19 protein-coding genes are annotated in these 23,997 nt (G+C 46.6%); 8 read left to right on the top strand and 11 right to left on the bottom strand.

The window, feature by feature from the left end; all coding sequences use genetic code 11:
* Nucleotides 1-4: 4 nt before the first annotated feature.
* From FM038_RS02295 to ilvC, 4 genes are all read right to left on the bottom strand, one after another.
* A complete protein-coding gene (locus FM038_RS02295; RefSeq protein ID WP_142871769.1) occupies nt 5-928 on the bottom strand; it encodes a branched-chain amino acid transaminase in 924 nt (307 codons plus the stop codon).
* A 98-nt stretch (nt 929-1,026) separates the two neighbouring features.
* A complete protein-coding gene (ilvM, locus tag FM038_RS02290) occupies nt 1,027-1,254 on the bottom strand; it encodes an acetolactate synthase 2 small subunit (protein WP_142871768.1) in 228 nt (75 codons plus the stop codon).
* A gap of 108 nt (nt 1,255-1,362) precedes the next feature.
* On the bottom strand, nt 1,363-3,018 hold the full coding sequence (ilvG, locus tag FM038_RS02285; RefSeq protein ID WP_142872893.1) for an acetolactate synthase 2 catalytic subunit: 1,656 nt from the start codon (nt 3,016-3,018) through the stop codon (nt 1,363-1,365).
* Between the two features lie 537 nt (nt 3,019-3,555).
* The gene (ilvC, locus tag FM038_RS02280) at nt 3,556-5,037 is read right to left on the bottom strand and encodes a ketol-acid reductoisomerase (RefSeq protein ID WP_142871766.1); all 1,482 of its coding nucleotides are present in this window, start codon (nt 5,035-5,037) and stop codon (nt 3,556-3,558) included.
* Between the two features lie 187 nt (nt 5,038-5,224).
* On the opposite strand from ilvC, the gene ilvY reads away from it, so the two are divergent.
* Nucleotides 5,225-6,097: an HTH-type transcriptional activator IlvY gene (gene ilvY / locus FM038_RS02275; RefSeq protein WP_142871765.1), complete on the top strand. Its 873-nt coding sequence runs from the start codon at nt 5,225-5,227 to the stop codon at nt 6,095-6,097.
* 168 nt (nt 6,098-6,265) lie between these two features.
* Nucleotides 6,266-7,069: a GGDEF domain-containing protein gene (locus tag FM038_RS02270; RefSeq protein WP_142871764.1), complete on the top strand. Its 804-nt coding sequence runs from the start codon at nt 6,266-6,268 to the stop codon at nt 7,067-7,069.
* Nucleotides 7,070-7,168: 99 nt separating this feature from the next.
* Here FM038_RS02270 and cysE read toward each other — a convergent pair whose 3' ends face one another.
* The 5 genes from cysE to FM038_RS02245 form a co-directional block, all read right to left on the bottom strand.
* Nucleotides 7,169-7,954, bottom strand: coding sequence for a serine O-acetyltransferase (gene cysE / locus FM038_RS02265; RefSeq protein ID WP_142871763.1), 786 nt, complete (start codon nt 7,952-7,954; stop codon nt 7,169-7,171).
* Between the two features lie 182 nt (nt 7,955-8,136).
* Complete coding sequence (locus FM038_RS02260; RefSeq protein WP_142871762.1) at nt 8,137-8,763, bottom strand: glutathione S-transferase family protein; 627 nt, start codon at nt 8,761-8,763, stop codon at nt 8,137-8,139.
* Between the two features lie 11 nt (nt 8,764-8,774).
* Nucleotides 8,775-9,455 carry a type 1 glutamine amidotransferase domain-containing protein gene (locus FM038_RS02255; RefSeq protein WP_142871761.1) on the bottom strand — a complete coding sequence of 227 codons (681 nt, stop codon included), beginning with the start codon at nt 9,453-9,455 and terminating at the stop codon, nt 8,775-8,777.
* A gap of 102 nt (nt 9,456-9,557) precedes the next feature.
* The gene (locus FM038_RS02250) at nt 9,558-10,715 is read right to left on the bottom strand and encodes an iron-containing alcohol dehydrogenase (RefSeq protein ID WP_142871760.1); all 1,158 of its coding nucleotides are present in this window, start codon (nt 10,713-10,715) and stop codon (nt 9,558-9,560) included.
* Nucleotides 10,716-10,862: 147 nt separating this feature from the next.
* A complete protein-coding gene (locus FM038_RS02245; RefSeq protein WP_142871759.1) occupies nt 10,863-11,459 on the bottom strand; it encodes a TetR/AcrR family transcriptional regulator in 597 nt (198 codons plus the stop codon).
* A 192-nt stretch (nt 11,460-11,651) separates the two neighbouring features.
* Between FM038_RS02245 and FM038_RS02240 the strand changes: the two genes are divergently transcribed.
* From FM038_RS02240 to FM038_RS02230, 3 genes are all read left to right on the top strand, one after another.
* Complete coding sequence (locus FM038_RS02240) at nt 11,652-13,175, top strand: YifB family Mg chelatase-like AAA ATPase (protein WP_142871758.1); 1,524 nt, start codon at nt 11,652-11,654, stop codon at nt 13,173-13,175.
* A gap of 129 nt (nt 13,176-13,304) precedes the next feature.
* Entirely contained in the window at nt 13,305-14,210 is a 906-nt protein-coding gene (locus FM038_RS02235; protein WP_142871757.1) for an acyltransferase, read from the top strand.
* Nucleotides 14,211-14,217: 7 nt separating this feature from the next.
* Nucleotides 14,218-15,156: an acyltransferase gene (locus FM038_RS02230; protein WP_142871756.1), complete on the top strand. Its 939-nt coding sequence runs from the start codon at nt 14,218-14,220 to the stop codon at nt 15,154-15,156.
* 77 nt (nt 15,157-15,233) lie between these two features.
* Here FM038_RS02230 and nhaC read toward each other — a convergent pair whose 3' ends face one another.
* Nucleotides 15,234-16,760 carry a Na+/H+ antiporter NhaC gene (nhaC, locus tag FM038_RS02225; protein WP_223292983.1) on the bottom strand — a complete coding sequence of 509 codons (1,527 nt, stop codon included), beginning with the start codon at nt 16,758-16,760 and terminating at the stop codon, nt 15,234-15,236.
* Between the two features lie 219 nt (nt 16,761-16,979).
* A complete protein-coding gene (locus tag FM038_RS02220; protein ID WP_223292982.1) occupies nt 16,980-19,367 on the bottom strand; it encodes an aminotransferase class III-fold pyridoxal phosphate-dependent enzyme in 2,388 nt (795 codons plus the stop codon).
* Nucleotides 19,368-19,528: 161 nt separating this feature from the next.
* On the opposite strand from FM038_RS02220, the gene FM038_RS02215 reads away from it, so the two are divergent.
* The 3 genes from FM038_RS02215 (at nt 19,529) to FM038_RS02205 (ending at nt 23,882) form a co-directional block, all read left to right on the top strand.
* Nucleotides 19,529-20,608, top strand: coding sequence for a saccharopine dehydrogenase (locus FM038_RS02215; protein ID WP_142871755.1), 1,080 nt, complete (start codon nt 19,529-19,531; stop codon nt 20,606-20,608).
* 56 nt (nt 20,609-20,664) lie between these two features.
* The gene (locus FM038_RS02210; RefSeq protein ID WP_142871754.1) at nt 20,665-21,828 is read left to right on the top strand and encodes a saccharopine dehydrogenase family protein; all 1,164 of its coding nucleotides are present in this window, start codon (nt 20,665-20,667) and stop codon (nt 21,826-21,828) included.
* 104 nt (nt 21,829-21,932) lie between these two features.
* Entirely contained in the window at nt 21,933-23,882 is a 1,950-nt protein-coding gene (locus tag FM038_RS02205; protein WP_142871753.1) for an alpha/beta hydrolase family protein, read from the top strand.
* Nucleotides 23,883-23,997 lie beyond the last annotated feature (115 nt).

Here is a 23,997-nt window from a genome sequence, read left to right as displayed (position 1 = left end):
TCTTTTATAAAACCTCTAACCAACCCCACTTGTCTTCGGTCTCACCATTAAACAGGCCGAAGAAACTGTCCTGAATCGACTTAGTGATCGGGCCACGTTTGCCCGTACCCACTTCAATTCTATCTACGCTACGTACAGGCACAATTTCTGCGGCTGTGCCGGTCATAAATATCTCGTCAGCAAGGTAGAGAAACTCTCGTGACATCGCCTCTTCAACAACTTCATAGCCCTTATCACGAGCCAAGATCATGATGCTATCTCGGGTCAAGCCCATCAAAATGGCAGCGGTCGCTGGCGGCGTATAGATTTTACCTTTTTTTACCACAAATAGGTTGGCACCTGCACCTTCACTCACCAGGCCATTTACATCGAGTGCGATACCTTCATCGAAACCGTTGCGTTTTGCCTCTGTCGAGATCTGAATCGATGACAAATAATTCCCCCCCGCTTTGGCGCCCGTAGGTATGGTATTGGGCGCGAGTCGGTTCCAGGAGCTGACGGCAACATCAACACCCGCTTCCATACTGTCTTCACCTAAATAGGCTCCCCAGGGAAAGGCTGCGACCATAACATCACACACGGCATCTTTAGGTGGGGTGATCCCCATGCCTACATCACCATAAAAAGCTAACGGACGAATGTAGGCACTCTTGAGGCCATTTTGCTGCACACTATCACTGCAGGCTTGCATCAGTTCATCTAATGTATAAGGAATTGGCATACGATAGATCTTAGCCGAATCGAACAGACGCTGAACATGGTCGGTTAGACGAAACCCCGCGGGACCGATATGGGTATCATAGACACGGATCCCCTCGAAGACAGACGAGCCATAATGTAGGCCATGGGACATAACATGCACCTTAGCATCACCCCAAGGCATCATCTCACCATTAAACCATATAAACTCTGCTTTCTTCGCGGTCATCTCAATCTCCTCACTCTCTACAATAGCTACTGCAATGCTTTAGCTTTTCGCTGTACGTTATCTAAATTTAAAATCGGGCCTAATGATCTACTCACTGCTCACTGAAGCTTCACTTGGCAATTAATAACGTCATAAAGCTTCTCTATTTGATTGGTTAATAATTCAATCGCTCGGTCACTCTCAACCTGCATGTGTAGCAGTGCAGTGTCATCTGCTAGCTGCATCTCCATCTTGGTCACCTTAAAACCACGATGACGCACCACTCTCAATACACGCTCCAACACTTCAGGCTGCTGTACTAAGGTTAAGCTCAATTGATAACTCATCTCTACTCCCTATCCACTTGTTCTTTACCTGCTTTGTGCGTTAATCCATCTCTTCCATCATGTCGTGACTATAAGCACGATTCTTGTGGGATGAGTGACCACACAGCGTTAAGTCTGTTTATCCATCTCTTCCATCATGTCTCTGTTACAAGCTCCTGGTGGGACGAGCGGCCAGACATTGTGAGCGTCATCTATTTTCACATGCAGCAGGTATGGGCCTTCACAGTTGACTAAGTGCTCTAACGCTTCTTCCACTTGATCTGTTGTGGTGATGGTACGGCCGGGGATATCGAATGCCGATGCCAAGGTGACAAAGTCCGGGTTATCGGAAAGGTCAGTCTCGCTATAGCGCTCTTCAAAGAACAGCTGCTGCCACTGTTTCACCATGCCCAACTTTTGGTTGTCGATAAGCAGAATTTTTACCGCTAACTTACGACGCTTAATCGTAGTGAGTTCCTGTACGTTCATCATAAATGAGCCATCGCCAGAAACGGCAACCACGGTAGCATCGGGACGAGAAACCTTAGCGCCAATAGCGGCTGGTAAACCGAACCCCATGGTGCCAAGGCCTGAACTAGATAGATGATCTTCAGGATTACGGAACCACATATGCTGCGCCACCCACATCTGATGCTGACCTACATCACAACATACCGCACTATCCTCTGGCAGCTTATCTGCTAAGCGCTTCAGCATAGCAGGAGCAAAAATCAGCTCACCGGGACGGTCATAATTCCACTGATGCTCGTCTTTTAGCAGCTCAACTTCAGCGCACCAAGGAGCGATTTCCAGCTCAGTGGCCAATGCTGGCAGTATCTGACGTAGATCACCGGCAATGGCGACTTCCGGCAAGCGTAGCTTACCGAGTTCTGCGGCATCGATATCTAGATGGATCACCTTGGCGTGTTCGGCAAAAGAGGCTAAACGACCGGTAACCCGATCATCGAAACGTGCGCCGACAACGATTAATAAGTCGCACTCCTGAACGGCAATATTTGCCGCTTTCGAGCCATGCATGCCCAACATCCCTAAATAGCCTGCAGTCTCTTTCTCAATAGTGCCCAAACCCTTAAGCGTTGCCACAGAGGGGATCCCAGTCACCTCAATAAATTCACGTAACTCAGGTACGGCTTTGGCCATACCGACACCACCGCCCACATAGAGCATAGGTTTCTTGGTTTGGTTAAGCAGCGTCAGTGCAGCATCAATATCTGCACTTTCAAATACTGGTAGCGACATTTTCTCTTGCTGTGGAGTCTTATACTCCATCATGCCAATCTGAATATCTTTAGGAATATCAACCAATACAGGACCTGGTCGACCGGATGCCGCTATCTCAAAGGCTTTATAAAGGGTCGGCACTAGCTGATCCATCTCTGTCACCATGAAGCTGTGTTTAGTACACGACAGCGACATACCCAGAACATCGATCTCCTGAAACGCATCAGTCCCGATAACGGCAGTAGAGACCTGACCTGTGATAGCAACGACAGGGACCGAATCGAGCAAGGCATCAGCGAGTGAAGTAACAAGATTGGTAGCCCCCGGACCTGATGTTGCAAAACACACGCCTGTCTTGCCTGTCGCACGGGCATAACCTAGAGCCGCAAAAGCTGCACCTTGTTCATGACGACTAAGAAGGTGTTCAACAGGAGCGCCATAGAGTGCGTCATAGATAGGCATAATAGCGCCACCTGGATAACCAAAGATATTAGTGACCCCATGGTCGACCAATGCCTTGATAACCGCATCGGCACCACGCATCCTTTGTGGGGAATGAGTCTCGCCTTGCTCCGCTTGCCCGTTTTTAGGATCACCTTGCTGTGTCTGCCCTTGTTCCATTTGCATCTCTCACTCTTTGCTGAACGTTCACTGTCCAGTATTTGTAGGGTAAAGCCTAAGTCTTATCTTTCATCTGGGCTTTAAACGAAAAACCCCCCGGTCCTTTCGGAGCGGGGGGTTAGTTGCAATCTTTACCTAATTAGGTGTTTCGATGCGCCATGGGAGCCCCCCGCTGTGATCTAATAATCACCACGGTAATAATCTCAATAATGAGTAGGGCAGCTTGGTTTATCATGTTTACACTGTTTCCTAATTAGTTTGCTTAAATTCGGTGTCTGTTTGATTAACTCTCTCGAGATCATTAATTCTCAAGACCATTAATCAATACCACAAAGCCAATAAAAAACACAACAAAAACCTTTTACCGAGAAGAAACACTTAGTTTCAATATTCAAACGATAACATTCAGTCAGCGCTTTAAATGACTCGGTAACCTAGCCTCTATCTTGAAATTATCTTTTACTTCTCTTCGACAATTTGCTGCATAGCCGTCATATGACCACGTAGCTCGGCACCTATCTTTTCAACGCCTGTACCACGAATGGCGGCGTTCACTTCGATTAAGCGCTGGTTATCGACACCATTGTTGCTATCAGTTAGTCCGCGGCCTAAGAACTCTGGGGACATGTTCTGTACATATTCACGCAGCATAGGTACGGCTGCATGGTTAAACAGGTAACAACCGTATTCTGCAGTATCTGAGATAACCACGTTCATCTCATAGAGACGCTTACGCGCAATGGTGTTAGCAATAAGTGGGGTTTCATGTAGCGACTCATAATAAGCCGACTCTTGGATGATACCGGCAGAAACCATAGTATCGAACGCTAGCTCAACACCCGCCTTAATCATGGCCACAAGGAAGATACCTTTATCGAAATAAGTCTGCTCATCGATATCTTCATCGCTAACGGGGGCATTTTCGAAGGCGGTTTCACCCGTCTCGGCGCGCCACTTCAGCAAATTTGCATCATCATTAGCCCAATCGGTCATCATGGTACGAGAGAACTCACCACCTATGATGTCATCCATGTGCTTTTCGAACAGAGGAGCAAGAATGACCTTTAACTCGTCAGCCATATCGAATGCTTTGATCTTGGCTGGATTAGACAGGCGATCCATCATGTTGGTAATACCACCATGCTTAAGCGCCTCAGTGGTTGTTTCCCAACCTTGTTGAATCAGTTTCGCTGCATAACCAGGCTCTACACCGTCGGCAACCATCTTCTCGTAACCAAGAATTGCGCCTGTTTGTAGCATGCCACAAAGAATGGTCTGCTCACCCATAAGGTCAGACTTAACTTCTGCAATGAATGATGAGTGAAGCACACCCGCACGGTCGCCACCTGTTGCACTGGCATAAGCCTTAGCGATATCGAAACCTTGACCTTGAGGGTCGTTCTCAGGGTGAACCGCAATCAGAGTCGGCACACCAAATCCACGCTTATATTCTTCACGTACTTCGGTGCCAGGACACTTAGGTGCGACCATGATGACTGTGATGTCTTCACGAACCTGCATCCCCTCTTCAACGATATTGAAACCGTGAGAGTAAGACAGAGTTGCGCCTTGCTTCATCAACGGCATAACAGTCGTCACAGCGTTAGTGTGCTGCTTATCTGGCGTCAAGTTTAGTACGAGATCGGCATCGGGAATAAGCTCTTCGATAGTGCCTACGCGGAAACCATTGCCGGTTGCTTTTTGATATGAAGCACGTTGCTCTTCAATCGCCTCGGCGCGAAGCGCATAAGCGATATTCAGACCAGAGTCACGCATGTTCAAGCCCTGATTTAGACCTTGAGCACCACAGCCTAGAATGACAATGTTCCAGCCCTTAATGAAGTCACAGCCTTCACTAAATTCATTACGATCCATAAAGCGGCACTGTGCCAGCTGTTCTAATTGTTGACGCAAGTTCAGAGAGTTAAAATAGTTAGCCATCTGATATACCACCTTCTGTATCGAATTTAGGAAACTTGCTCCACGCGCTGAAATAAGATGCGCTAGAGCAGTGATTGAGATCACTATAGCTCATGATTTAGATTGCTTAAAATGATATATTCGGGATACTGCGTTGCAGATATTGCAATACCGAATAGCTGGGCACCTGAATCCTGATGAGGTAAAAATGGACATAAAAACAATCAAACTCTACCTGCATCTCTCGGAAAGCCTACACTTTTCCAGAACCGCTCAGGCGATGCATGTCAGCCCATCGACATTGAGCCGAGCCATGCAGAGGCTAGAAGATGAGGTTGGTGCCAAGCTTTTCCTACGTGATAACCGCAGTGTGTCCCTGACCAGCGCTGGCGTTGAATACCGCCACTTCGCCGAACAGACTCTAGATCATTGGACCAAACTTAAGACCAAGATTGACCCAAAGCAAGATCTGCTCAGAGGTCGGCTAAACCTTTACTGCTCGGTCACTGCAGCTTATAGCCATCTGCCTGGGCTACTCGATAGTTTTAGACGTGAACACCCTTTGGTTGAAATCACCCTGACAACGGGTGATGCCGCCAACGCAGTGAATGAAGTCAAAAATAATCGCGTCGATATCGCCATCGCCGCCCTACCAGACCCTTTCCCTGAAAATCTATATTTCGCCAAGATAGATGACATTCCTCTAGTCATCATAGCCCCGACATACCGTTGTCAGGTGCAAGAACTATTAACAGAGTCTTATGTTCCCTGGGATCGCCTGCCCTTTATCGTGCCTGAACACGGCCCGGGAAGGCGACGTATCGACAACTGGTTTAAACAACTTGGGCTCATCCCTAATATTTATGCCCAAGTCTCTGGACAAGAAGCGATTGCCTCTATGGTGGCACTTGGTTGTGGCGTCAGTATTACCCCTGAAGTGGTTATCACTAACAGCCCAGTGAGAGATCGTATTCAAATCATCCCCACACCTATAGACATTCCCCCTTTCGAGTTGGGATGCTGCTGTAAAAAAAATCGGCTTGAAGATCCTATCCTTGCCGCCTTTTTGAAGGTGATATAGGTAAGTTTCTCTAGTACCTATCCGTATAAAGCAAAAAATAGCATCTAAATAGTAGGTGCTAGGTTCACCTTCGCGCCCTCCCAATAAGTTCATCTATACTTAAGCCAATAAAAATCGTCCACAACAAGCCTGCTTAATATTACTTAATGGAACTATCAACAGAGCACTATGGATATTGTTGCGATTGTCTTGGTAATTATTGGATTGTTAGGGTTGATTGCCTCTCTGGTTCCCACTCACCAGGTGTGCAATATCCCAGATCATCAACATAATGGCTGGCTAGTCTTACTCAGCATGATCTTTATGTTTATTTTCGGCTATCTGGGATTTTTATGGACCCTGTTTACTCATAAGGTCGACACCTTAGATTTAATCATAGCGATCATCTTCTGTGGTGGCGGTGGCTTCGTCTGGCTCGTGACTAAGATGAGTCGGGAGACTATTTTTAAGCTAAAGAAAACCATCCAAGAAAAACACTATCAGACTCACCATGACCCATTAACAGGCCTGCCCAACCGCAATCAATTTTATGAGGATATCGATAAGCTGATTGCCGAAGAAGATCAGGTGTTTAGCTGCCTAATGATGGATCTTGATGATTTTAAAATGATTAACGATACTTTCGGTCATGCAGAAGGCGATCACGTACTACAGGTCGTTGCAGACAGAATAACTAAGATGATCCCACAAGATGCCATTTCTGCGAGACTCGGTGGAGATGAGCTTACTGTGGTACTGCCATCAACCTTGGCCGAAGATGCCGTCATCATAGCTCAAGCTATACAAAACGAGTTACTGAAAGAGATCAGTTGTGAAAGCCATTCCCTCATCATAGGCGTCAGTATCGGCATCGCTCAATATCCAAAAGATGGTGATAACAGAAAAAGTATCATGAAGAGTGCCGATACGGCCATGTACCACGCTAAGAAGAACGATGAGCATTACCAGATATATCAAACTCATCTGACATAATTAGTGGTTTATATAAAAAAGAAGCACTGCCATGAACGATTTATTCATGACTGATGCTCCATGACTGAATGTTTGCTTATTGGATGCACTGAATTCTAGTTAACAATCTGACTCGAAGATCGTCTGTTCCATCGTTTCGGCTGGGCACATAGACGCGGGTCTACCCACTGTTTTAGCGGGTACGCCTACGACCGTGGTGTGAGCGGCAACATTGGTTAATACCACCGAGCCTGCACCAATTTTAGCCCCTTCACCCACCTCGATATTACCCAAGACTTGTGTGCCCGCCCCAATCATCACGCCTGCACGAATTTTAGGGTGACGATCTCCCTGCTGATTACCCGTACCACCTAATGTCACGCCTTGAAGTATCGATACGTTATTATCAATTACCGCTGTTTCACCGATAACTATGCCTGTTGCATGGTCAAACATAATGCCTGTGCCCATTTTACAAGCAGGGTGTATATCGACACCAAATACTTCGGAGTTACGGCTCTGAATAAACTGAGCTAGCTCAGTGCGCCCTTGATTCCACAAACAGTTAGCCAAACGATGCACCTGAATAGCTTGAAAACCTTTGAGGTTCAGGATAACGGTTAGGTAGCTAACAATTGCTGGATCGCGTTCTTTTACCGCCTTGATATCGGTAGCCACATTGGTCAGCATCTGATCGCAATGAATAAAGGCCTTGTCGAAAAGCTCACGAAAGGTAAAAGGTGAAACCACACTATCGGAAAGTTTATTGGCCACAATAAAACTTAATGCCGAGCCTAAACACTCATGATTGAGTATTGATGAGTAAACATGACTAGCCAGTAAAGGTTCTTTACGAACCAAGGCTTCGGCTTCAACCCTTAGCTGTTCCCAAACTTCATAACGCATAATTGTGACTCTTATTCATAGAACCATTGGCAGAAAGTAAATTTTAAACTAATTTCTAGATAAAACATCTAATCATAAGAGTAATTGGTTATATAGAATAACTTTATAACCCGCTAGACAGCTAAATAGAGAAAAAGAGATAGACTCAAAGCAGTGAGCTTAGCTCTTTTTCAAGCTGACCATTAAGCGGTTTTATCCAGTTCAGCTTCAATCTCAACCGACTTTAACCAGTTGGAATGCTGACCTAATAATGCTCCGTATCGTTCAATATGGGGATACTTACTCAATTCGCCATTGTTCTGCACTATCTCAACGATAAAGGACATCATGATATCCGCACCACTGAGCTTGCCAGCGACTAAATAGGATTTATCTTCGAGCATATCGTTGAAATAATTCAGCACCTTCTCCACTTCCACCTTGGCATAACCTTCGAGGAAGTTCGTGGTGCAGCCATCTTTTTCGACGAACATGCGCAGTAGCAGAGGCAATATTGCCGAGCTCTCTGCAAAGTGGATCCATTGTAGATAATCGATGTGATCTTGGCTATTACGAGCCGGTGCTAACCTGTCGGACGCGAACCGCTCAATCAGATACTCGGTGATCGCACCAGACTCGGCGATAACCTGACCATCGAACTCGATAACAGGAGACTTGCCCAGAGCGTGGATCTGCTTAAGCTCGGGTGGCGCCAAAAATGTCTGGCTGTCACGTTGATAGCTCCTGATCTCATAAGCCTGACCCAACTCTTCGAGCAACCAGATGATACGTTTAGAGCGCGACTTATTTAGATGATGCAAGGTGATCATAACGGTCTTCCTTAACGGTTAAGTTGCGCCATCATGGCTTGGGCTACCGCATCTGATGATGCGGGATTTTGACCTGTGATCAAGTTACCGTCGGTGACGATAAAACTTGCCCAGTCATCGCCCTTCACATAAGTGCCGCCCTTTTGTTGCAGCATATCTTCCACTAAGAAAGGCACGATATCTGTCAACTGCACCGCATCTTCTTCTGAGTTACTGAACCCAGTGACTTGTTTACCATCGACTAACGGCTTGCCATCGGTCCCTTTGGGATACTGTAGCGCCGCTGGTGCATGACATACTAGCCCAAGTACCTTGCCTGACTGATGGACCGCTTCTATCAGTGCGATAGAATCTTTATCTTCGGCCAGATCCCATAATGGACCATGACCACCGGGATAAAATACCGCGTCGTAATCTTCGGCATTAATGCTATTTAAAACCTGAGTATTAGCCAGTAGCGCCTGAGAATCTGAGTCTTTGGCGAATCTATCTGTCGCCGCCGTTTGAAAATCGATTTCATCACTCTTAGGGTCCAAAGGCGGCTGGCCACCTAAGGGAGAGGCCAATGTAATACTGTGGCCCTTATCTTTAAATACATAAAAGGGCGCAGCAAACTCTTCTAACCAGAAGCCTGTCTTAAGACCAGTATCGCCGAGCTTATCGTGAGAAGTCAGTACCATAAGAATGTTCATTTTTGATCCTTAATATTCAAAAAGTAATCTCATACCCAAAGGTATTAGTCGTTAGCCGAGCTAACAAGCCGTACTCGACGGCTTGAAATAGATTCAAATAAGTTATAGCGCTAAGGTTAAAATATCGCGACTCATGGCGAGATCGATATTCTCGTGCTCACCGAGCGCCACCATGCCGTGCGCTTCTAATTGCGCGATAACAGCATCAACATCCTCTTTGCCTAAGTCATAGTCTGATAGTCGAGTCGGGATCCCCATCGCTTCGAAGAACTCGCGGGTCTTAGTGATAGCCAGTTCAATCTTTTCATCATCGCTGCCTTCCTGCAGATGCCACACACGATCAGCAAACTGGAGTAATTTTTCACGCTTAGCTTCTTTTGTCAGTGTCAGCAATGAAGGCAGAATGACCGCCAAGGTGCGAGCATGGTCCATGTCATAAAGGGCCGTGAGTTCATGACCTATCATATGTGTCGCCCAATCATGGGGAACGCCGCTACCTATGGTGCCATTGAGCGCTGTCGTGGCGACCCACATCAAGTTGGCCCGTATATCATAGTCATCTGGATTGACTAACACTTGAGGACCTAACTCTATAAGCGTCTGGAGAAGGCCTTCGGCTATTCTATCTTGCACCGCGGCATTGACCGGATATGTCAGGTATTGCTCAGTAATGTGAATAAAGGCATCGACGACGCCGTTAGCCACCTGACGCTCAGGTAAGGTATAGGTCTTAGTCGGATCCAAAACCGAAAACTGCGGATACACAAGATCGTTACGGAACGGCAGTTTTGCCTTGATAGATTTACGGGTCACTACGCTGGCATTATTCATCTCACTGCCGGTAGCAGGTAGAGTTAATACTGTGCCAAAAGGCATAGCCTGAGTGACATTCCCGCCCCAATTGAGCAAGATGTCCCAAGGTTCACCCTCAAAAACAGCCGCCGCAGCGACAAACTTAGTACCGTCTATCACAGAGCCGCCGCCCACAGCGAGTAAGAAGTCGATCTTCTCTGCTTTGACGACTTCGACCGCCTTCATCAAGGTCTCATAGGTCGGGTTAGGTTCAATGCCACCGAACTCGAGTAACTCACGCTGACCCAGGGCCTGCTTAACCTCATCTAAGGTGCCAGTTTTACGGGCACTGCTACCGCCAAATAGCACCAATACTTTGGCATCTTGCGGGACTAACTTATCAAGCTCACTAATTTTCCCTTTACCAAAGCTGATACGAGTCGGGTTGTAGTAATCGAAATTAAACATGGTATTGCCTCACACTAATTATCTTATTTGAACTGCTCTATCTAATCACTAACAAGATAAAAATAGACCAGTCGTCTAGTATTTATTGAAAAAAATCCCCGCGTACCTTTAACTATTAGGTAGGCAGGATTTTAATTTATTTGTATTTCAAACTTTAGGCTGCAGTACAGATTTAGTTGTCTCTAACGCTCTATCGAGAGCATCTGAGCTATGGCCCAATTTATTCATCAAACTGGCACCTAGCCACATGTGGTACAACATTTCGGCTGTGGATTGTGACTCTTGCTCCGCGATGGAACCATCTTTGACACCCACCGCAATACAATCATTTAGTTGCTGAATAACAACAGCCGAACCTCTTAGCAGGGCCAAGCGCATCGTCTCTGAGAGATCGGCAACCTCAGCACTGAGTTTAACCACCAAGCATTTCTGATCGATACAACCTTGGGTCTGCGCTGTCAGCCATCGCTGCCAGTACGTCATCAAGCGTTCATAACCGCTCAGACTAGTATTACCAAACAGGTTATCTAGATCCGATTTATAGCTGTCGAAATAGCCTTGGATAAGCGCTTCACCAAACTGCTCTTTCGACTTGAAATAATGATAAAAGGAGCCCTTTGGCACCTCTGCCGCTTGCAGCAGTTGCGATAATCCCACACAGGAAAATCCCTTAGCGACGATCAGCTTGTAGCCAATGTCGAGAATATGCTGACGAGTGGATTGTGTTGGAGATTCTGTTTTCATGGGAAGCGAGTTTACGCCAAACTAGACCGGTCGTCTAGTGACATTTTTAAGCACTATAACTTGTACTCCATCCATAACCTATCCTTTGATAAACCTCTTAGGTGTCGTTCAACAAAGGAGCTGACAAGGTTTACCTGCTACACTCATAACAACAGCCCAGATAACGCTTCAGCTAAACAAAAGGATTTGTTTATGGCCCTCGCCTGTGTCGCCACTAGAGCCAATAAGGGAGTAGAAGCCCCTCTTGTCACCGTCGAAGTTCATCTCAGTAATGGCTTACCCGCATTCAATCTCGTTGGCTTACCTGAGACCTCAGTCAAAGAAGCGAAGGAACGCGTACGTAGCGCGATTATCAATGCGGGATTTGAATTTCCCATGCGACGCATCACAGTAAACTTGGCTCCAGCCGACCTGCCTAAGCAAGGCGGGCGCTATGATCTACCCATTGCTATCGGCATCTTGGCAGCATCAGATCAAATCCCAAAAAAATCACTCGATAAACATGAGTTTGTCGGCGAACTGGCCCTTTCAGGCCATATCAGACACTGTCATGGCCTTCTGCCTGTTATCGTAGAGGCTCGTCAACAAGATACAGCTTTGGTGCTCCCCTTAGATAATCGCTCCGAGGCCGAACTAGTGGGCTTCAATAAGGTTTATTTTGCTTCCCACCTACAAGGCCTGAGTGAATATTTACATGGCCAATCTCAACTTCCCGGTATTGAACCAGGACTGGAGTGGATCAATACCAATGACGCAGAACCTCAGCTATGTTTTAGTGATGTTGTTGGTCAATATCAGGCCAAGCTAGGCTTAGAAATCGCGGCAGCAGGCAACCACAATCTACTTTTATTGGGTCCTCCTGGAACCGGAAAAAGTATGCTGGCCAGTAGAATGATGCAACTACTGCCACCACTCAATTACGACGAAGCCTTAGAGGTCGCGACACTCCACTCGGTAGCAGGCCAATTTATCGACCCACACAATTTTTACCGGCGACCTTTTAGAAATCCTCATCATACTAGCTCAGCAATTTCATTGGTGGGGGGTGGTAGCAACCCAAAGCCTGGCGAGATATCTTTGGCTCATCGCGGCGTACTGTTTCTCGATGAGGTGGTCGAATTTCCACGTAAGGTACTCGATTGCCTGCGAGAACCTATGGAAGCTGGTGAAGTGGTTATCTCACGCGCCGCCGCTAAGCTTACCTTCGCCAGCCGATTCCAATTAATCGCCGCGATGAACCCTAGCCCATGTGGCGATACCAATAATGCCAGAGCAACACCCGATCAAATCCAGAGATATCTCTCTAGGCTATCTGGGCCTTTTTTAGATAGATTCGATCTGACTATCGAAGTTCCACGACTTCCTGACGGTGCGTTAACTCAAAAAACTGCTGCAGCAGAAACCAGTAAATCCATCGCATTGCGGGTTAAAGCTGCCAGAGAATCACAGCTGGCACGGGCTGGAGTACTAAACAGTGACTTAACGGCCAAGCAGCTAAAGCAGTTGGGTAATTTCAAGCAGGTCGATTTGCTATTTCTGGAACAAAGCGTCAACAAATTAGGTTTATCGGTCAGGAGTTACCATCGCTTACAAAGAGTTGCGCGCACCATTGCCGACTTAAATAAGTGCACTAACGTTGAACGCAGGCATATTGCCCAAGCACTAGGCTATAGGGCCATGGACCGACTTTTGAATAGCTTAAAAGCTCAGTATTAAGCTTTAACAGCAAATATCCCTCATAGATAGCTATAAGTTATTGTGAAAATTTCTGTTAGCGGCCACATCGCGATTGAGCAAATAGCCTTCTGAGAGTAGTATAGGTCTCCAATTTTGAAGGGATCTTAAGTGGGTAGAGTTTTGTCATTAATCAGAGGCTGTCTGGCATTCGTGTGCTGGCTAGCGAATACTATTTTCTGGGTGCTTCCCATCATCATTTTTAGCCCGATTAAACTCATCCCGATCACAGTGACCCAAACCGCCTGTTCGGCGTTTGTCGATAACTGTGCCACAGCCTGGATCACGATCAACGGCTTAATCGAACGAATATTTCATCCAGTAAGAGTCCATATCCATAGTGATGCAGAGCTCTCCACAAAAGAGTGGTATATGGTCATTGCCAATCATCAATCTTGGGTCGATATCCTGATACTGCAGAAAGCACTCAATAGAAAAATTCCTTTTTTGAAGTTCTTTCTCAAGAAAGAGCTGATCTTCGTCCCATTTCTGGGATTGGCCTGGTGGGCATTGGATTTTCCTTTTATGCGCCGTTACAGCACGGCTCAGCTGAGGAAAAATCCTAAGCTAAAAGGCAAAGATATTGAGATCACCCGCAAAGCCTGTGCAAAGTTCAAATCCAAGCCTGTTAGTGTGATGAATTTTGTCGAAGGCACGCGTTTTGCGACTGAGAAACACCAGAAGCAAAATTCTCAATTTAAGCATCTACTTAAACCTAAAGCTGGCGGTTTAGCGTTTGCCTTATCGGCGATGGGAGAGCATATTCATAAGCTGGTTGATGTCTCTATCTATTATCCTGACAAAGTACCTAGCTACTGGGACTATATCAGCGGCCAAGTAAAAGATGTCCATGTGCATATTCGCGTATCTGAGATACCGAGTGAAATGCGCGGTGATTATATGAAGGATCGTGAGTTTAAAATTGCTTTCCAAGAGCAACTCAATAAAATTTGGTTCGAGAAAGATCAAACACTCGATCTGCTCGCCCAAGAAAAAACCGCAAAGAAAAAGGTATAACCGAACGATGTTAAATTTCTTACCAGGTTCAGTGCTTTATTTTATAAGCTCAGTGCTATTAGCGATCAATACCACTGTCTGGGCAGGCTTAATCAGCCTCGGCGGGATCATAAAACTGTTCGTGCCATTTACCGCTGGCCGCAACTTTCTGACTAAAATAATGAACCGCTTTATGTGGGCATGGGCGACCTGTAATGGGGGGATTTTATTCCTACTTGCCGATATCGAGTGGGATATTGAAGGGCTAGAAAATCTCAATGAAAATGACTGGTATCTGCTCATCAGTAATCACCTCAGTGGCTTCGATATCGCAGCTCAAACCTATGTACTAAGAAATCACATTCCCATGCTTAAGTTTTTCCTTAAAAGAGAGCTAATGTATATTCCCTTTTTAGGACTAGGTTGTTGGGCACTCGATATGCCTTTTATGAGCCGTACTAGCCCTGCAAAATTAAAGAAAAACCCAAAACTTAAAGGTAAAGATCTTATCTCTACCAGACGTGCCTGTGAAAAATTTAAGACCATGCCGACCTCTATCATCAACTATGTCGAAGGTAGTCGATTCACCAAAGAGAAGCATGCACGTCAAGACTCACCTTATCGCTACCTATTGCGCCCTAAAGCTGGAGGCATCGCCTTTACGCTATCAGCGATGGGCGAACAATTTACCAACTTACTCAATGTCACCTTGGTCTATCCCGAGGCACAAGACGATCCGCTATCTGAAGTCATGCATGGCAAGATTAAGAAGATTGTGATTAGAGTTCAGGTGCTTCCAGTACCCGAGGTCGATAACAAGCGCTACTTTTCTGAGCCTCAATGTCGTGTTGAATTTCAGCGCTGGTTAAATCAGATCTGGGAAGAGAAAGATGAACAGATCCACCAGCTTATGATTAAGCATGGTGCAGTTGAAGATGATAAAGCAGAAAAGAGTACAGCAGCCTAGTTCCAAAAACGGCTAGGCTCATTGCCTAGCCATTTCAATAGCTCCTAGGTTCTAGTTCCTAGGACCTCAAAATCCCCCTAAGCCGCCGCGGCTTCGAGTTCAGGCATATCCGCAAGTTTCAGGATCTTAAAGTTGAAATAGGCATAGCTGCCACTCACCAATGGACACACCAAGTTAAAGAAAGCATAAGGTAGATAAGCAAGTGTTGCGACGCCTAATGTACTGGCCATATAAGCACCACAGGTATTCCATGGCACTAACGGGCTAGTAATGGTCGCAGAGTCTTCCAATGCACGACTCAGGTTCACCGCCGCTAATCCTCGCTCTGTGTACTCAGCTTTTAACATACGACCCGGCAAGATGATGGCGATAAACTGATCGCCTGTGATCAAGTTTGCACCAATCCCCGTCGCCAGTGTGGTGATAATCAAACTGCCACTGGAAGTCACTAAACTCAACATACTCTGTAAGATACGCTTAAGCAGACCAGTAACCTCCATGATCCCACCAAATGCCATCGCACAGAGGATTAACCAAACCGTATTGGTCATCTGACTCATGCCGCCTCGACTCAGCAGGCTATCGAGCACTTCATCGCCGGTATTGGCGGTGTAGCCATTAAACATGGCTGTCCAGATCCCTTTCACCATCGCCACTATTGGCGGTAGGCTGTCATCGGCAACAAAGGCGATGATGCTGTCAAACTGAAAAATTGCTGCACAGCAGGCCCCTGCAATAGTCCCTAAAATAACCGTGGGGAATGCGGGCATCTTCTTAAAAGCCAACACTAAAACCACTAGCAGTGGCAACAAGAGATGCAGCCCAGGATTAAACTGCTCTTTTAATAACTGCATACTGTGTTGTAAATCACTCGCCTCTCCACTTGGCTCACTGGTGAAACCTAAGATTAAAAATCCAATCATGGCGATGATGATACTCGGCGCAGTGGTCCATACCATATGGCGGATATGACTGAAGATATCGGTACCAGCAACCGCTGGCGCCAAGTTAGTGGTATCAGACATTGGCGACATCTTATCGCCAAAGTAAGCACCACTGATAATAGCACCTGCGGTGATCTCCACGCTTAAACCCATAGCACCAGCCACACCCACCAAGGCGATACCGAGCGTGCCTGCGACTGTCCAAGAGCTACCGATACTTAAGGCTACGACTGCACACAGAAGACAAGCCGCCGCATAGAAATATTCAGGATTGAGCACTAACATGCCGTAATAGATCATGGTTGGCACAGTACCGGCGAGGATCCAAGTACCGATCAGGGAACCAACAGAGAACAGAATTAACAAAGCACCCGTTGATACGGCCACACTCTTAACGATACCGGCCTCCATCTCCTTCCAGCTGTAACCATTTTTAACACCAACAATGAGCGCAATACACGCCGCCAAAATAAGCGCTATCTGATTAGCCCCATAAGAGCTATCCGATGAATAAAGGTAAACAGCGGCCGCCAACATGGACACAAGTGCAAAAACAGGAATGAGCGCATCGATTAGACTTGGCAACTTCTTGGGCCGACCACCTTCTTGCCCCGTCAGATTATCTGGTTCTTGGTCTAAAGGTGCTTGATTCGAGGTCATTATATCTTCCTTTTTATTTTTTTAGTGTCGGCAACTGCCTCGCAATAACGACCATTCATCCGATGGCTTATTAATTACTGCGGCCGAACATCCTTACATAAAATTAACAATGAGATCTAGATCACGTAACGTGTGCGTGTGAGTCGATGCCTAGCGACTAAGTATGAATCGCTAGCAGAAAGGACTAGAAATTCAGTACAAAGTCACCATTCTTACTATTTATGCATTTATTCGAGATAATCCCTGAGCTAGCTGTTCAATAAAATAATCGACATTATCTTTGTTAAAAACCATTGGCGGCTTAATTTTAAGTACGTTATTGAAAGGACCATCGAGACTGAGCAAGATATGGCGAGACTTTAACCACTCAATTAATGCCTGCGCTTTTGCTGTTGCTGGGGTCAACTTTTCATCCTCCACCAGCTCAACACCGATAAAGAGTCCTAAGCCTCTGACATCTCCTATGATGTCGAACTGCTTTTGTAATTTCCTCAGACATGTCTGCAGATAATCACCTGTATCGCGCGCATTTCCCATCAAATTTTCACTCTCTATTGTGTCGATTACCGCCTTACCTATGGCGCACGACACTGGGTTGCCGCCGAATGTATTGAAGTACTCCATGCCAGTCACAAACGCAGCGGCAATCTCTTTGGTGGTGACCACCGCCGCCATCGGATGACCGTTACCGATAGGCTTGCCTAAGGTGACAATATCCGGCACTACATCTTGGGTCTCAAATGCCCACCAATGAGAACCTACTCGGCCAAAGCCCACCTGAACTTCATCGGCAATACAGACTCCACCGGCATGACGAACCGCTTGATAGACAGCCTTAAGATAACCGTTTGGCATGATGAGATTGCCGCCAACGCCCTGCAGCGATTCGCAAATATAACCCCCTAACTGTTTGCCATCTTGTTGCAATGCGCTAATCGCTTGCTCCACCGACTGGGCATAAGCCTGACCAGATTCAACGGACATGCCTTTAAATGGGCCGCGATAGGGATCTGGCATAGGCACGATATGAATATGCTCCGCCGCCCCTTCGCCGCCTGGACCATTAAATTTGTAGGGGCTGATCTCGATCGCCTTGTTGGTATTACCATGATAAGCACCGTCCACAACCACCAGTTCATCCGATTGCGTCTTACATCGCATCAATCGCATGGCAAGCTCATTCGCCTCACTGCCTGAGTTAACGAACATCACCACTGATAGACGTTCGGGAAAGGTATCTAACAAGGCCTGACTGTAATCGAGAATATTGTCATTGAGATAACGGGTATTGGTATTGAGTTTAGCCATCTGCTCTTGGCCCGCAGCAACCACGGCGGGATGACAATGGCCCACATGACAGACATTATTGACCATGTCTAAGTAAGCAATATTGTGCTCATCCAGTAGAAACTGCCCTTGGCCCCGCTCGATAATCAAAGGTTGTTCATAGGAGACACTTAAGGTCTTAAATAAGCGTTCGGCTCTTTGGCTGAGAATATCGCGATGTCGCTCAGATGAAGTCGTATCAGTGCCCTCTGCTGATGAAAAACAGTTGCCAGCGCCCTCTTTTTCCGACAGACATAAACGCTGCAGCTCGAAACCGACACTCTTGGCATCCAGTTTAAGCAAGGTCGCAATCGCCGCCCAAGCAGGCTTGGCTGTCACTAAGAGATAATCATTATCGGGTTCAGCTAGAATCGCCTCGGCAGAGTTACATACACTGACCGCGAGTCTGGCGGCAATCAGAGGCAGTAAGACCCAAAGCTCGGCGCCATTAAGTGGCCGCTGCTGATGATAGGCTAACGTGATAGCCTTGATGATTGCCAGAGGCGATTCCGCGCCTAAGATGGCATAGGCACAGGCGATGGCGAGTTCATTGATCTGATAGCTATGTACCATGTCCCCAAAATCAATTAGCCCTATAACAGCGGCATCACGCTCACCACTGCTAAGTAGCAGATTATAATCGTTAACATCATTGTGGATCACGCCTTGAGGCAGCTCATCGATAAAGGGAGTCACTTGATGGATAAACCCAGAGAGAATCGATAGTACCTGCTGTCGCTGGGAAGAATCTGTGATTAAGCCCACCTTAGACTCAATCACTGACTTGGCATGCTTAAGATCCCAATCAAAATGACGTGAGGCTGCACTGTGGGAGAAACCTTGTAAACACAGGTCAAGCTTACCCAATAAGGCACCAAGTTGAGCGTGATGACTCGATGCTAATTCTTGATGTTCATAATAAAAAATACCTGGCACATAACTTAGCAAGCGCAGCGATCTCTGCCTGCCATAACTATCCTGTAGTGGCGTGATCTCATTACCAGCAAGATTTTTTATCACCTTAGGTAATAGATAGGGCTGTAGATCTTGTTCATTAAGATAGTGCATCACCGCATTTTGCATATCCAGCTCAGCTAGAGATTCATCGGCATTGGCGATTTTAAGGATAAAGCGCTCGCCTAATTCATCCGTAAGCAGATAGTTGAGATCCACATATCCAGGCAATGATTTGACCTCGACCGCCATCTGGAAATGTTCCTGCACCAGTGCCATCACTGCCGATGATGAATACTCTTCAACTTGAGTTTGTAGCTCTTCCATTGCTATATCTGCCCCTAGAATCTTATTGAACGTCAAATGTTAAACTTGTGTAACTATGGATATTGTATACACTACCTATTTTTCAATAGCAATTTTCCAGCCATTCACTGCTACAGGAATAAACCTTAGCAGGCAGATAGGCTTGCAGGAGATCGAGCGGTATGACAAAAGCCCATATTTGGTTACGTGCAGAATCTAAACCCTTAGAGGAACGTATTGCCCTGACACCCGATGTCGCTAAGCAACTCTTGCAGGCCGGTTTTAAGATCACCGTCGAAGAGTCATCCCTAAGCGCAATTCCAGCTCAAGCTTATCAAGAGATAGGTTGTGAAATTGCGCCAGCTCACAGCTGGCACAACGCGCCGAGTGACACCATCATTCTCGGCCTTAAAGAACTCAGTGAAGACAGCTGGCCTCTCACCCACCGCCATATTCACTTTGCTCATGTGTATAAGGAGCAACAGGGCTGGCAAGCGGTCCTTCGCCGCTTCAAAACGGGAGAAGGAGAGCTGTACGATCTCGAGTATCTAGTGGATAACAATCAACGCAGAGTAGCAGCATTTGGCTACTGGGCAGGATTTGCTGGCGCTGCCGTGGCACTCAAGGCATTTGGGCGTCGTCAGCAAGCTGCTGATCCCGTGCTCAATAAGCTGACTTCCATGCCGAGCAAACAGGCTCTCGTCGATGATGTGGCCGAGTCATTGAGCCCGCTAGCACGAGCACCTAAGGTGTTGGTCATTGGCGCTAAAGGGCGCAGCGGCCGCGGCGCGGTCGAGATGGCAAAATGTGTTGGCGCAGAGGTCACCGAATGGGATATGGCAGAAACACAAGTTGGTGGCCCCTTCGAAGATATTCTCGATTTTGATGTACTGGTCAATTGTGTCTTTGTGCAACAAGCACTGCCACCCTTTATCACCTTGCCGATGCTCGAGACCAACGACATAGAGCCACGACGTCTGGCAATTATCTGCGATGTCAGTTGCGATCCTTATGGGACATACAACCCACTGCCTATCTATTCAAGCTGTACCACCTTTGATAAGCCATGCTTGCGGATCATCAAGGGAGACAACCCGGTTGATTTGATCGCCATCGATCATCTGCCATCACTGCTGCCCGTCGAGAGCAGCGAAGATTTTTGCGAGCAACTACTGCCACATCTGCTGCAACTGGACGATCTCACTCAAGGGGTTTGGCAGCGAGCCAACCGAGTGTTTACCGACAAACTCAGCCAAGTATAAGCAGTAAATTAGCTTCATAAACTCGTAGAGCGATTAACTTTAAAGAGATAATAACAATGACAACAATTCACTGGCTAGGCGCTGGACTCTCATCACTTCCAGGCATAAAAAAAGTGGCTCAATCGGGTCAACCACTCATTCTATGGAACCGCACCATAGCCAAAGCCGAGCAAGCGGTTGCCAGCTTAGGGATTAATATTCCCACTAAGCAGCTAGACTGGCTCAGCCTTGAAGCCGACGTTAACCCAGGTGATGTAGTGATCTCCATGTTGCCAGCCACCTTGCATCTGCAAGTTGCCGAGCTATGTCTTGGACTCAAAGCCCATTTCGTCTCCAGCAGCTATGTGTCACCACAGATGCAAGCCCTGCATGATAAAGCCAAAAGCTTAAACCTTAGCTTCGTTAATGAGGTGGGACTCGATCCTGGGCTAGATCACCTGCTAGCCCACGCCTTGATCGCCGAATATCAAGCATCGGATAAATTCAATAAAGCCAACCAACATAGCTTCCGCTCATACTGTGGCGGCTTTCCCAAGGTCGCGAATGCGTTCAGATATAAGTTCTCCTGGTCACCACTTGGCGTACTTAAAGCGCTTAAATCTCCTGCGCAGTGGACCCAAGATGGTGAAGTAAAACGGACAGAAAAACCTTGGCTAGCACTGTCGAGTTTCGATATGCGCATGAGTGATGCCAGTCTTGAGACTTTTCAAGCCTATCCAAACCGAGACTCATTGCCATTCCACAAGCAATATGGTTTTAGCGAAGACTGGAACATTCAGGAATTTGTTCGCGGCACGCTGCGCCTCAATGGCTGGTCGTCAGCCTGGTCTGAGTTATTCACAGAGGTCGACAATGCGGTAGGCGAAACAGGCCTTGCCCGTTTAGCCGAGCTCAGTGATGAGCTTTGGGATAAACACCAATACGATAAAGGCGAAGCCGATCGCGTAGTGCTATCAGTTGAGTTAGAGGTCAAAGATCCACAAGGCGAGCAAACACTCTGGCACTCAAGCTATGGCATCGATGAAGCCGGAGATGAGCGGGGCTCAGCCATGGCTCGTCTAGTATCACTCACCGTCGCAGTGGCTATCGAATCACTCGTCGCCGGCGATCTGGCCATCGGCGTATCACCCGCTCCTCACGATGAAGCTACGGTAAATAAGTGGCTTAATGAGCTGGAAAATATGAATGAGAAGGTGTTCCGTCATCAGCTTGTCGGTTAACCATAACCAAGATTTTTGAGAGCATATTGTGCGGCAAATTTCTGTCCCAGAAATATGCTCTCAACATAATAAGTTTACCCACGTTTATTATAAGGAAATAGTAGATGTACAAGCTGTTCATCGCCCTACTCATTAGCTGTATGGGGCTCACATCCTCTTTTGCCAAAACCGCTGCCGACATATCTGTTGAGTCATTTCTTAAATATCGAGATATTCAATCCGCTCACCTATCGCCTACCGGAAAGTACCTGGCTGTTATAGCCGATACCGAAGAGGAAGCTAAGGTCTATATTTTTACCACTGCGAATATGAAGCCTTTCACAGCCCCATTTGAATGGCGATCCTCTCGATTTTCAGGCCAAACTGAGATCGGTCGACTCGTGTGGGTCAACGATGAGCGATTTATCGCCAGCCTAGTGATCAATAAAGGGCAATTCGACACCCCCTTTCATACAGGGGAGTACTTCGCGTCGAATGCCGATGGCAGCAAGAAAAAAGACATAAGCCTATTAAAGAACTCACTCGGAGGCCACAGCCGCCCCTTTAGAATTATCGATACATTAGATAAAGATAAAAAACACATATTGATTCAAGACAGCTCTACAGGCGCTTACCCTACCGCTTATAAACTCAATGTTTACTCAGGAAAAAGAAGAAAAGTCACCCGTAGTCCCGCTCACTACAGCAGGATGTATTCAGATAGTGAGGGCGATATTCGCTTAACCGTCGGCGTGACGAATGACGATGTTCAAGAAAGCTTTTACCGCCTTGAAGAGGGAGGCGATTGGCACAAGTTGGATCAACACTCAAACAAGTCAGCGGGTATGGAGCCCATTGGCTTTACCCTTGATGGAAAAGGAATTTATACCTGGCTCCCAGCCTCTGATACTGGGCCTGAAGGGCTATATGAGTACGACTTAGCCAGTAAACACAGCACGCTAATTGCAGAGCAGCCCTTTGAAGCAACAGCTCTCATCTATGGTTCAGGTAAATACAGAGCGACTCCGATAGGTTATAGGCAAGATGCAGGATACCCAAGTACGACATTCTTTGATAATAGCCGCGGCGAAGCGCAAAGGTTTGCTAGCTTACAAGGTCTACTGCCAGATAATGATCTAATCATCGAATACAGCAGAGATGGATATTTTGCTGTTATTCATGCCCTTAATGACATTAACTCTGGAGACTTTTATCTGTTTGATATTCAGACAAATAAGATAAAGCCGTTATTTTCTAGCAGGCCTTGGCTAGATAAAAACCTAATGAGTGAGGTTACACCGATTAAATTCACTGCCAGAGATGGACTCGAAATCCATGGCTACCTCACTCTACCCAAAGGAAAAACTAAAAATCTGCCTCTCGTACTTAGCATACACGGTGGCCCCTATGGCGTTAGAGATTACTGGAAGTTCAGCAGCAGGAATCAGTTTCTCGCTAGCCGTGGCTATGGGGTTTTACAGGTAAACTATCGTGGCTCAGGTGGTTATGGACATAGCTTTCAATATGATGCATATCGCCAGATGGGCGCCGAAATGCAGGACGATATAACCGACGCCACGCTTTGGGCCATAGCGCAAGGCTATGCGGATAAAGATAGGATCTGCATCTTTGGCGCAAGCTACGGAGGTTACGCCGCGTTAATGGGAGTGGTAAAAGAGCCTGAGTTATATCAATGTGCCATCCCTTATGCTGGTGTCTACGACATCGAGTTACATAAATATTCTGATATCCCCAAAAGCCGATATGGCAAAAATTTCCTTAATGAAGCATGGGGCTATAATGATGATAAATTCTTGATAGAGCGCTCCCCTATTAATCATCTTGAAAAACTGAAAGCTGCACTCTTTATCGTTCATGGTGGCGAAGATGTGCGTGTTCCCATTGAGCAATACGATGCACTAACCGAGCGATTAGATGAGCTTAATTACCCCTATGAATCCATGGTGGAGCCCAAAGAGGGTCATGGATTTGCAAAGTATGAGAACAATGTAAAACTGTTTAAGCGCCTGGAAGTTTTTCTAGATAAGCATATTGGACCTAGTTCACGACAATAGCCCTCTATAACCGATTGAAATAGCTTCTAAGCTCAGCCTGGGTTCTGTTTGAACCCAGCTAAAGCCCCATTTAAAGCCTGCTTGAACTTGGCTTGAACTTCTCTTGAACTTAGTG

The organism is Shewanella eurypsychrophilus (assembly GCF_007004545.3).
Taxonomy (GTDB): Bacteria; Pseudomonadota; Gammaproteobacteria; order Enterobacterales; family Shewanellaceae; genus Shewanella; species Shewanella eurypsychrophilus.
This window is presented reverse-complemented; position numbering and strand designations above follow the sequence as displayed.